The organism is Blastococcus sp. TF02A-26 (assembly GCF_003319125.1).
Lineage (GTDB): Bacteria > Actinomycetota > Actinomycetes > Mycobacteriales > Geodermatophilaceae > Trujillonella.
Genome location: NZ_QOHG01000031.1, coordinates 19,249 through 29,957 on the forward strand (window position 1 = coordinate 19,249; position 10,709 = coordinate 29,957).

Here is a 10,709-nt window from a genome sequence, read left to right on the forward strand (position 1 = left end):
TCGGGAGTGGCCGGAGACCGCCGGCCGGCTCCTCCTCGACGGCGCGCTGACGCCACCGGCCGGAACCCCGTGTGGCCTGCGGGGACCGGTGCGCTGTGCCAGGGTCGAACCACACGACCAGCGACGAGGGGACGTCGGCGTCGGGACGGCGCAGGTGTGCCCCGGAGGGGCAGGGCTGTGACGGTCACGCGGCAGGACGGCGCGGACGCGCCCGAGAGGAACACGGGGTTCGACAGCGGCCTCTCCGAGGCCCTCGTCAAGACCTCCCGATACTTCCGCAACGGCGAGGTCAGCGCCGACCTCCGGTCCCTGCACCAGATCGGCGGCCGCGACGCCGACAGCTTCTACCGGGACCGGTGGAGCCACGACAAGGTCGTCCGCTCCACCCATGGCGTGAACTGCACCGGCTCCTGTTCCTGGAAGGTCTACGTCAAGGACGGGATCATCACCTGGGAGGCGCAGCAGACCGACTACCCGTCGACCGGCGCCGACCGGCCGGAGTACGAGCCCCGCGGCTGTCCGCGCGGCGCCGCCTTCTCCTGGTACACGTACTCGCCCACCCGGGTCCGGTACCCGTACGTCCGCGGCTCGCTGCTGCAGATGTACCGCGAGGCCCGTCAGCGGCTCGGTGACCCGGTGCTCGCCTGGGCCGACATCGTCGACGACCCGGAGAAGGCCCGGCGCTACAAGTCGCAGCGCGGCAAGGGCGGGCTGATCCGGGCGTCCTGGGACGAGGCGACCGAGATGATCGCCGCCGCCCACGTGCACACGATCAAGAAGTACGGGCCCGACCGGATCGCCGGCTTCTCGCCGATCCCGGCGATGTCGATGGTCTCGCACGCCGCGGGCGCCCGGTTCATGTCGCTCATCGGCGCCCCGATGCTGTCGTTCTACGACTGGTACGCCGACCTGCCGGTCGCCTCGCCGCAGGTGTTCGGCGACCAGACCGACGTTCCGGAGTCCGGTGACTGGTGGGACGCCTCCTACCTGATCCTCTGGGGCTCCAACGTGCCGGTCACCCGGACACCGGACGCGCACTGGATGACCGAGGCCCGCTACCGCGGCCAGAAGGTCGTCGTGATGAGCCCGGACTACTCCGACGCGACGAAGTTCGCCGACGACTGGCTCGCCCCGCATCCCGGGACCGACGGCGCGCTGGCGATGGCGATGGGCCACGTCGTGCTCCGGGAGTTCTTCGTCGACCGGCAGGTGCCCCGGTTCACCGAGTACGTGAAGCGGTACTCCGACCTGCCGTTCCTGCTCACCCTCACCCCCCGCGGGGACGGCTACGTGCCCGGCAAGTTCCTCACCGCCGCCGACCTGGGGGACGTCGCCGAGGGCGCGGAGTTCAAGACCGTGCTGGTCGACTCGGCGACCGGGGAGCCGCACGTGCCGAACGGCTCGCTGGGCTTCCGCTTCGGCGAGTCGGGCAAGGGCCGGTGGAACCTCGACCTCGGCGAGGTCGACCCGCTGCTGAGCCTGTACGAGGGCGCGGCGGAGACGGTGACCGTCGACCTGGCCCGGTTCGACACACCCCGCGGTGAGGGCGCGGTCATGCGCCGGGGCGTGCCGGTGCGGCGGATCGGCAAGCACCTGGTGACCACGGTGTACGACCTGCTGCTCGCCCAGTTCGGGGTCGGCCGCGCCGGGCTCCCGGGCGAGTGGCCCACCGGCCTGGACGACGCCTCTCAGCCCTACACCCCGGCCTGGCAGGAGCAGTTCACCGGCGTGCCGGCGGCTGCCGCGGCACGGATCGGCCGGGAATTCGCGCAGAACGCCGATGAATCCGGCGGACGGTCCATGATCATCATGGGCGCCGGCACCAACCACTGGTTCCACTCCGACACCATCTACCGGGCGTTCCTGACGCTGACCACGCTCACCGGCTGCCAAGGCGTGAACGGAGGCGGCTGGGCGCACTACGTCGGCCAGGAGAAGTGCCGCCCGGTCACCGGCTGGATGACCCTGGCCTCGGCCCTGGATTGGGCCCGGCCACCGCGGCAGATGATCCAGACCGCCTACTGGTACCTGCACACCGACCAGTGGCGCTACGACCAGACGACGCTGGACGGCTTCGCGTCCCCGCTGGGCGAGGGACGCTTCGACGGCAGGACGCCGGCCGACGTCCTCGCGCAGTCGGCACGGATGGGCTGGATGCCGTCCTACCCGACGTTCAACCGCAATCCGCTCGACCTCGCCGACGAGGCCGCCGCCGCCGGGAAGCAACCCGCCGAGCACGTTCTCGACGGCCTCCGCGACGGCAGCCTGCGATTCGCCGCCGAGGACCCGGACGCGCCGGAGAACTTCCCGCGGGTGCTGACGATCTGGCGGGCCAACCTGCTCGGCTCGTCGGCGAAGGGCAACGAGTACTTCCTCAAGCACCTGCTCGGCGCCGACAACGCCGTCCGCGCCGACGAGGCGCCGCCCCAAGCCCGCCCGAAGGACCTGGTCTGGTGGAACGAGGCGCCCACCGGCAAATTGGACCTCCTGCTCGCGCTGGACTTCCGGATGACCAGCACCACGATCTACTCCGACATCACCCTCCCGGCCGCCACCTGGTACGAGAAGCACGACCTCAACACCACGGACATGCACCCCTACGTGCACTCGTTCAACCCGGCCATTGCGCCGCCGTGGGAGACCCGCACCGACTTCGACGCGTTCGGCACCATCGCCCGTCAGTTCAGCCGGCTCGCCGCCACGCACCTGGGTGTCCGCAAGGACCTCATGGCACTGCCACTCCTGCACGACACCCCCGACGAACTGGCCAACCCCAGAGGGGTGGTGCGGGACTGGAAGGCCGGCGAGTGCGATCCCGTCCCGGGCAAGACGATGCCCAAGTTCGTCGTCCAGGAGCGGGACTACGGGGCGATCGCGCAGAAGTGGTCGGCGCTCGGGCCGCTGGTGGAGGACCTCGGCCTGCAGGTCAAGGGCGTCACGACCAAGCCCGACAAGGAGGTCGAGTACCTCCGGCACAAGAACGGCGTCATGCGGGACGGCGTCGCGGCGGGCCGGCCGGCGCTGGTCCGCGACGTGCACTGGTGCGAGACCATCCTGGCGCTGTCCGGCACGACGAACGGGCGGCTGGCGACGCAGGGATTCCGGTTCGCCGAGGAACGGACCGGCACGCAGATGGCCGACCTGGCCGCCGAGCACGAAGGCAAGCTGATCACGTTCAGCGACACCCAGGCCCGGCCGACTCCAGTGATCACCTCACCGGAGTGGTCGGGCAGCGAGCACGGCGGACGGCGGTACTCGCCCTTCACCATCAACGTGGAGCGGCTCAAGCCGTGGCACACCCTCACCGGTCGCATGCACTTCTTCCTCGACCACGACTGGATGACCGAGGCGGGCGAGAACCTGCCCGTGTTCCGGCCACCGCTGGACATGCACACGCTGTTCGGTGAGCCGCACGTCGGGGACACGGGAGAGCTGGGCATCACCGTCCGGTACCTGACCCCGCACAACAAGTGGTCGATCCACTCGGAGTACCAGGACAACCTCTTTATGCTGTCGCTGTCGCGCGGCGGCCAGACGATCTGGATGAGCACCCAGGACGCCGCCAAGGTCGGGGTGCGGGACAACGACTGGATCGAGGCCGTCAACCGCAACGGCGTCGTCGTGGCCCGGGCGATCGTGTCGTCCCGGATGCCGGAGGGCACGGTCTACATGCACCACGCGCAGGACCGGCTCATCGACGTGCCGCTCACCGAGACCTCCGGCAAGCGCGGCGGGATCCACAACTCCCTCACCCGGTTGTTCCTCAAGCCCACGCACCTGATCGGTGGCTACGCGCAGCTGTCGTTCGCGTTCAACTACCTCGGACCGACGGGCAACCAGCGCGACGAAGTGACCGTCATCCGCCGCCGCAACCAGGAGGTGACGTACTGATGAGGGTCATGGCCCAGATGGGCATGGTCATGAACCTGGACAAGTGCATCGGCTGCCACACGTGCTCGGTCACCTGCAAGCAGGCGTGGACCAACCGCAGCGGCGTCGAGTACGTCTGGTTCAACAACGTGGAGACCCGGCCGGGTCAGGGGTATCCGCGCACCTACGAGGATCAGGAGAAGTGGCGGGGTGGCTGGCAGGTCGGGCGCAACGGAAAGCTGCGGCTGCGCACCGGGAGCCGGCTCAAGCGGTTGCTCACGATCTTCTCCAGCCCGGTCCAGCCGTCGATCAACGACTACTACGAGCCCTGGACCTACGACTACGAGACGTTGACCAACGCCCCGGTCCAGGAGCACACCCCGGTCGCGCAACCGCGGTCGCTGCTGACGAACAAGCCCATGACCATCGAGTGGAGCGCGAACTGGGACGACAACCTCGGCGGGGCGCCGGAGCTCACCCAGGAGGATCCGGTCCTGAAGCGGATCTCCGCGGAGATCAAGGAGAAGTTCGAACAGACGTACATGTTCTACCTGCCGCGGATCTGCGAGCACTGCATCAACCCGTCCTGCGCGGCCTCCTGCCCGTCGGGCGCCATCTACAAGCGGGAAGAGGACGGCATCGTCCTGGTCGACCAGGACCGCTGCCGAGGCTGGCGGCAATGCGTGACCGGCTGCCCGTACAAGAAGGTGTACTTCAACCACCGCACCGGCAAGGCCGAGAAGTGCACGTTCTGCTTCCCGCGCGTGGAGGTGGGCATCCCGACGGTCTGCTCGGAGACCTGCGTCGGCCGGCTGCGCTACATCGGCATCGTGCTCTACGACGCCGACCGCGTGCTCGAGGCGGCGTCCACCCCGGGCGACCAGGACCTCTACATGGCCCAGCGGTCGATCATCCTGGACCCGCACGATCCGCAGGTCGTCCGTGCCGCCGAGGAGGCCGGCATCTCCCGCGACTGGATCGACTCAGCCCAGCGCTCCCCGATCTACGCGCTCATCAACAGGTTCGAGGTGGCGCTGCCGCTACACCCGGAGTACCGGACCATGCCGATGGTCTGGTACATCCCGCCACTGTCCCCCGTGGTCGACGCCCTCACCGAGACCGGGCACGACGGCGAGGATGCCGGGAACATCTTCGGCGCGATCGAGTCGTTGCGGATCCCGGTCGAGTACCTGGCCGAGCTGTTCACCGCCGGTGACACGAACCTCGTCACCGGAGTGCTCAAGAAACTCGGGGCGATGCGCTCCTACATGCGCGACCTCAACCTGGGCCGGCCGGCCGACGAGTCGATCGCGGCCGCGGTCGGTATGACCGGCCGGGACATCGAGGACATGCACCGGCTGCTGGCCATCGCCAAGTACGACGAGCGCTACGTGATCCCGACCATCCACGCCGAGCAGGGACCCGAGCGCGAGGAGTTCGACACCGGGTGCTCCCTGGACTACGACGAGGGCCCGGGCATGGGCGGCTGGGGGCCGTTCGGCGAGACCTCGGGTGGGTCGACGCCGATCGCGGTGGAGAACTTCCACATGCTGGCCGCGCGGCAGACCAGCGACACCATGGCGGCACCGGGAGACAAGGCCCAGCGGGTCAACCTGCTCAACTGGGACGGCAAGGGCGCTCCGGAAGGGCTGTTCCCGACGCGTCCCGAGGAGTCCGCGGCGCTGCACCGCCCGGACGGCGGAGGCGTCGGCGAGGACTCGCCCGCGGTCACGGAGCCCAAGCCGTGAGCCCCCGGTTCCTGTCGCGTCGGTCGGAGCCGTCAGCCGCCGACCTGGCCACCGCCCGCCAGGCGGCGTCCTTGCTGCTCGGATACCCGGACGAGGACCTGCTGGCTCGCCTCCCGCTGCTGCGGGCCGCGGTCGCGCCGCTGCCGGCGGATCTCGCGGGGCCGCTGGGGCGGTTCCTGGACCACGTCGAGACCACGCCGCTGGAGGAGCAGCAGGCTCAGTACGTGGAGACGTTCGACCTGCGGCGGCGCTGCTGCCTCTACCTGACGTACTTCACGCACGGCGACACGCGCAAGCGCGGCATGGCCCTCGTCCAGTTCAAGCACCTGTACTCCCGAGCGGGGATGACCCTGTCCGACGAGGAGCTGCCGGACCACCTCGCCGTCGTCCTGGAGTTCACCGCGACCGGCGACGCCGCCCGCGGTGAGCGACTCCTGACCGAGTACCGCCCCGGCCTCGAGCTGATCCGGCTGGCACTGGAGGAGCGCCGATCGCCGTACGCCGCGGTGCTGCGGGCCGTCTCGGCCACCCTCCCGCCGGTGGAGGCCGCCGACCGCGCGGCCGTGCTGCGGCTGGCGCAGGAGGGCCCACCCGGCGAGGAGGTCGGGCTCGATCCGTACGGCGCGCTGCCGTTCGCGCCACCGGAGTTCATCCCCCAGCCCACGCCCGGCGCGTCCGCAGGAGCCCCCGCATGAGAACACCCCACGAACACGCTCCGCTGAGGCTCCACGTCGTCGCGGGGACCCCGGAATGAACGCCGTCGACATCCTGCTCTGGGTCGTCGTCCCGTACGTCAGCCTGGCGATCTTCGTCGTCGGGCACTACTGGCGGTACAAGTACGACAAGTTCGGCTGGACCACCCGCTCCAGCCAGCTCTACGAGCGGCGCCTGCTGCGCTGGGGCAGCCCGCTGTTCCACTTCGGGATCCTGTTCGTGCTCGTCGGGCACGTCATGGGTCTGGGCATCCCGAAGTCCTGGACCGAGGCCGTCGGGCTCTCCGAGGGCGCGTACCACGCCCTCGCCATCGGGGTCGGGGCGATCGCCGGGATCGGTACCCTGGTCGGCCTGGCGATCCTCATCTACCGGCGGCGCACCGTCGGGCCGGTCTTCAGCGCCACGACCAGGAACGACAAGCTCATGTACCTGGTCCTGACCCTGACGATCCTGTTCGGGATGAGCAACACCGTGCTGGGCGCAGTGGGGCACGAGGGCGTCGACTACCGCGACACCGTCTCACCGTGGTTCCGCAGCATCTTCTACTTCAACCCGCAGCCGGAGCTGATGACTGAGGCCGGTCTCGGCTTCCAGTTGCACGCGCTGTCAGCCCTGGTGCTCTTCGCGATCTGGCCCTTCACGCGGCTCGTGCACGTCTTCAGCGCGCCGCTGGGCTACTTCACCCGGCCCTACATCGTCTACCGCAGCCGTGACCGGCAGCTCGGGAACCGACCGACGCCGAGAGGCTGGGACCGGGTGGGAGGCGGTCGTCGATGAGCGCGGCGCCAGCACCCGGAGCGGCGACCGGGTCAGCGGTACCGCGCCAGGCCTGGACGATGCTGGCGATCGCGACCGTCGGCTTCGCCATCAACTTCTGGGCGTGGGCGCTGATCAGCCCGCTGGGTGCCTTCTACACCGAGGCGCTGGGCCTCAGTGCCCTGGAGAAGTCGCTGCTGGTCGCCGTGCCGGTGATCGTCGGCTCGCTGGGGCGCATCCCCGTCGGGGCGCTCACGGACCGGTTCGGGGCACGCACCATGTTCCCGCTGCTGAGCGCCCTCACCATCGTCCCGGTCCTCTTCATCGGCTACGTGGCCAGCGACAGCTACGCCCTGATGCTGCTCGGCGGGTTCGTGCTCGGCCTGGGCGGGACGACGTTCGCGGTCGGCGTCCCGCTGGTCAACGCGTGGTTCCCGCCGGCCAAGCGTGGAACGGCGCTGGGCATCTTCGGTGCCGGGATGGGCGGCACTGCGATCTCCGCGTTCAGCACCGTGCAGCTGCGCAGATCGGTCGGCCTCGAGTTCCCCTTCACCCTGGTCGCCGTCCTGCTCGCGATCTACGCCGTCGTCTCCTGGCTGCTGCTCCGGGACGCTCCGGACCGGCCGGCGCCTGCCGGTGGCAGCTTCCTGCGCCGGACGTGGGAGACCTTCACGCTGCCCGTCACGCTGCAGCTGTCGTTCCTCTACGCGGTCGGCTTCGGTGGGTTCGTGGCGTTCAGCGTCTACCTGCCCACCTATCTGCGGGACGCGTTCGCGCTGGACGCCGGCGACGCGGCGCTGCGCACCGCCGGCTTCGTCGTCCTGGCAGTCGTCATGCGGCCGGTCGGCGGCCTGCTGTCCGACCGCCTGCACCCGGTGCCCGTCCTCGTCGCCTGCTTCGCCGTCGTGACGGTGTTCGCCGCCGTGTCCGCGCTGGAGCGGCCACTGGAGTGGACCGGCACCGTCGCGTTCCTGGCGATGGCGGCCGCCCTGGGCGCTTCCTCCGGTGCCGTGTTCGCGTTGGTCGCGATCGCCGCGCCGCCGGGCAAGGTGGGAGCGGTGACCGGGATCGTGGGCGCGGCCGGTGGACTGGGGGGCTTCGCACCGCCGCTGGTGATGGGGGCGATCTACGGTTGGGCCGGGAACTACAAGCCCGGTCTGTGGCTGCTGGCCGCGACCGCCCTGGTCGCTGCCGTCTACACCGCCTGGGGCATGCGGTCGGTCGGTCGACCCGTGACCACTCCAGCGGAGGGCGAGCGCGTGCAGCGCCGATGACACGCCCGGTACGGGCATGCCGGACGGGCACCCCGCCTTGCTCCTGGTGACGGCGGGATCACCCGCGACGGCGATGAGGCCCGCGCCCTTTTCGACGAACTGCTGCTCGTCCTGGGCCCGCACGTGGCCAAGGAGGAAGGCTCGCTGTTCCCGATGCTGCGTCGCAGCGCTGAGCTGGTGCGTCACGTCGCTGTGCTCGAAGGCGAGCACGCCGGGCTCTACGACGCCGCGGACGACCTGGACGACGTCCCGGCCGAGGGCCGCGCAGCGGTGGCGGGACGGCGTCCTGCAGGTCCTCCACGAGCTGGACGAGCACATGTACAAGGAGGACTACGGCTGTTCCCCGCGGCTCCGGCGACGCTAGATGGCAGTGACTAGGACGCGATGGACCGCTGGGAGCACGAGCATGCCCAAGGCCGACCGCTCCCCGCCCGTTGACCCCTTGATCTCCCATCGCCGGCATCGGGGCGCGCGGTCGCCGTGACAGCTCCGGGGCGGCACGATGGGGCTGACGGAGACGCCGAGGAGGGGAGATCGAGTCCGGGATGGATTCCACCAGCGCACGCGATGCGTCCACGCCGATCGACCTGCAGTCGCTCGGGACGGAACTGCTCGAGCAGGCAGGGTCGGCACGCGCCGGCAGAGCCGGGCGCACCCTGCCGCACCCCGTCGACGGGCTGCGGCAGACGGTGATCGCGCTCAACACCGGAGAGGAACTGAGCGAGCACGAGAGTCCCGGGCCGGCGACGCTGCTGGTGATCCGCGGCCGCGTCCGGCTGGTCGCCGGCGACGACTCCGTCGAGCTCGGCGCCCACCAACTGAGCCCGATCCCGAACCGGCGACACAGCCTGCACGCCGACGAGGACAGCGTCGTACTGCTGAGCGTGGCAGTGGCCACAGGGGCCTGAGTCGAGGCACTCCGCTGCGAGAGAGGCCGGGCCGGTCGGCCCCGGCCTCCACCGCAGCGGGCGGCGACCACAGCCACATCGGCCGGTCCCGGGTATCCGCTCTCGAACGGACCCGCCGGTCGGCAGTCCGGAGCCTGCACGCGACTGGTGGGCGTCAGGGTTGCATCTCCGACGACCGTGGTGGTCCAGCAGGACATCCCACAATTCCGACGGCTGGCTAGACTGAGGACATGGACGACCACAACAGCGTTCCCGCTGTGGTCGAGTTGTCGGGGAGCGCATGCTGGGCGCTACTCCGCACGACCAGCATTGGCCGCCTCGCCATATGGCTCGGGGACCATCCCGACATATTTCCGCTCAACTATGCGGTGGACCACGGCACCATCGTGTTCCGTACAGGAATTGGCACGAAGTTCTCCGCTTCACTGTCGGATTGGCCGGTAGCTTTCGAAGCGGACGGCTACGACGCCGACGAGGCGGAAGCTTGGAGCGTCGTCGTCAAGGGAAATGCCGAAGAGGTCCTGAAAAGACAAGACATGATGGACACGCTCGACCTGCCGCTCCACCCCTGGCAGGCGGGAATCAAGGACCGGTTCATACGCATCATTCCGACAGCTCTGAGTGGCCGGCGATTTGCGGTCGCCAGCCCCGACGTATGGCAGACGCCATTGTCCGGTGGAAGACGCTCATCGATCGACTGATCGGCCGGTCGTGACCTCGCATGACGGTGAGCGACTACAACGGTCTCGCATTCGCGCCGTTGACTCGGGACCACGGGTGACAGGCTGCCGACAGTGACGACGTGACGATGGCAGTCGCGACACAGGCCGGTTCGGGCTGCCGCGGGACGTCCGAGCGAACAGTTGTCACCACCGCGACCTGATGACCGCCGGCGAGCGCGGCTGGTGGCCTTCGGTCCGCGAGGGAGGCGACGTCTCCCTCAGCGTGGACACGGGCCCGACTCCGGCTCGCCCGACCGCACTGGGCCGTCGGCGCCCAGGGTCCTTTTTGCCGGCTCCGGGTGCGGCGCGTAGCACACGTCCCCATGGCAGTGACCGACGTCGTCGGCACGACGACGAGCCCCTCGCCGAGCACACCGCACGGGGCAACGGGAGTACCCGGTAGGACGCCGTCGGAGCCGTCCCGGCATTCCTGCACGGTCAACCCGTCGGCCGCACCGGGCCGGAGCTCGTGCAGCCCCTCGTCTTGTGGCACCGGCGGGCCCAGCGCCCGGGCGACTACTCAGCGGTCTCCATTGCCCTCGGCAGGGTGCTGGCGACGAGTCGATCGACATGCACCCGCTGGTTCGTTAGGGTGACGTCCCTGCGGGTGGTGTAAGTCCAGGTCCCGTTCGCGTGAGTGTCACGTAGAGGGGCCATCGTGTGATGGTCAGCGAGACCACGCCAATGGTTCTCGCGGAAGGACACAACACACGATGG

8 protein-coding genes are annotated in these 10,709 nt (G+C 69.8%); all 8 read left to right on the top strand.

Features of this window, described 5'->3' with window-relative positions; translation table 11 throughout:
• Window positions 1-177: 177 nt before the first annotated feature.
• The 8 genes from DQ240_RS22555 (at window position 178) to DQ240_RS22590 (ending at window position 9,971) form a co-directional block, all read left to right on the top strand.
• Complete coding sequence (locus DQ240_RS22555; RefSeq protein WP_113841958.1) at window positions 178-3,891, top strand: nitrate reductase subunit alpha; 3,714 nt, start codon at window positions 178-180, stop codon at window positions 3,889-3,891.
• Entirely contained in the window at window positions 3,891-5,618 is a 1,728-nt protein-coding gene (narH, locus tag DQ240_RS22560) for a nitrate reductase subunit beta (RefSeq protein ID WP_113841959.1), read from the top strand. Before DQ240_RS22555 ends, narH begins: the two co-directional genes overlap by 1 nt.
• Window positions 5,615-6,313: a nitrate reductase molybdenum cofactor assembly chaperone gene (narJ, locus tag DQ240_RS22565; protein WP_113841960.1), complete on the top strand. Its 699-nt coding sequence runs from the start codon at window positions 5,615-5,617 to the stop codon at window positions 6,311-6,313. Before narH ends, narJ begins: the two co-directional genes overlap by 4 nt.
• A 55-nt stretch (window positions 6,314-6,368) precedes the next feature.
• The gene (gene narI, locus DQ240_RS22570) at window positions 6,369-7,109 is read left to right on the top strand and encodes a respiratory nitrate reductase subunit gamma (protein ID WP_113841961.1); all 741 of its coding nucleotides are present in this window, start codon (window positions 6,369-6,371) and stop codon (window positions 7,107-7,109) included.
• 59 nt (window positions 7,110-7,168) lie between these two features.
• A complete protein-coding gene (locus tag DQ240_RS22575) occupies window positions 7,169-8,362 on the top strand; it encodes a nitrate/nitrite transporter (protein WP_199589475.1) in 1,194 nt (397 codons plus the stop codon).
• Between the two features lie 57 nt (window positions 8,363-8,419).
• Window positions 8,420-8,740 carry a hemerythrin domain-containing protein gene (locus tag DQ240_RS24580; RefSeq protein ID WP_113841963.1) on the top strand — a complete coding sequence of 107 codons (321 nt, stop codon included), beginning with the start codon at window positions 8,420-8,422 and terminating at the stop codon, window positions 8,738-8,740.
• A gap of 167 nt (window positions 8,741-8,907) precedes the next feature.
• Window positions 8,908-9,270, top strand: coding sequence for a cupin (locus tag DQ240_RS22585; protein WP_113841964.1), 363 nt, complete (start codon window positions 8,908-8,910; stop codon window positions 9,268-9,270).
• Window positions 9,271-9,500: 230 nt separating this feature from the next.
• Window positions 9,501-9,971, top strand: coding sequence for a pyridoxamine 5'-phosphate oxidase family protein (locus DQ240_RS22590; protein WP_113841965.1), 471 nt, complete (start codon window positions 9,501-9,503; stop codon window positions 9,969-9,971).
• Window positions 9,972-10,709: the final 738 nt, after the last annotated feature.